This window comes from Enhygromyxa salina (assembly GCF_000737335.2).
GTDB lineage: Bacteria > Myxococcota_A > Polyangia > Nannocystales > Nannocystaceae > Plesiocystis > Plesiocystis salina_C.
Window position 1 is genome coordinate 1 of record NZ_JMCC02000024.1, and the last position, 746, is coordinate 746.

Sequence of the window (746 nt, forward strand, 5' to 3'; positions counted from 1 at the left end):
CCGCGGCCCTTCTGGAGGTCGTGAGTGGCCGCCGACATGTTGTCGAGGACCAGTTGCCGTGGCACGCCTCCCAGCGTCCACAGGGCTCGCTGCAGGCCCTCGACCAGCGCCTCGAAGCTCTCCGAGAACGCCACGCAGGCCCAGGTCCACTTGCTGGCGATCAGCACGAACTCGAAGAGCAGGTGCATGAAGGGCTGACCACCGACCGTCACGCCAAGGCTGTTGCCAGAGGTGAAGTCGAGCCCCGCCTCCTTGCCGGGCGGATGCTCCTGCTCGAAGTAGACCTCCTTCTCGGGGCCGTGCAGCGCTCGCCAGTCCCGGACGCGCCGCTGCATGGTTCGCAGCTGGCCGATCGAGAAGCGCTCTGGATCAGCGTCGACGAGCAGCTGCATCAGCGTCTTGGCTTCGAGGTCTGCGCTGGTGTCGGCTTCGAGCAGCGGCTCGATCTTGGTTTCCCAGACGCCCTCGAAGGGGTCCTTGCGGGTCCGCCAGCCTCGCGGGGGTGACTCGGTTTGGGACGGTAGCGAGCCCGTCTGCCACTTGCGTGCCGTTCGCACGCTCATGCCGGCCGCTGCTGCTGCGGTCTCTTGTGTCTTGCCTTCGTTCATCTTGCTCCTGAGCAGCCGTACTTGTTCGTCCGTGACCACGCTGTGGGCTCCTGAGCCCCAGCGTCGCACGCGCGATCGGCTGGCCTGCACCGGCAGTTTTAGTTGTCGTCGACCGGCAAAAATAAATGTCGTCGATCA

Annotated in this window: 1 protein-coding gene; it reads right to left on the reverse strand. The window is 65.4% G+C overall.

Annotation, left to right across the window (positions count from 1 at the left end):
* On the reverse strand, positions 1-608 hold a 608-nt coding region (locus tag DB30_RS10945; protein WP_146658491.1), incomplete at its 3' end, for a transposase.
* Between the last annotated feature and the right edge of the window lie 138 nt (positions 609-746).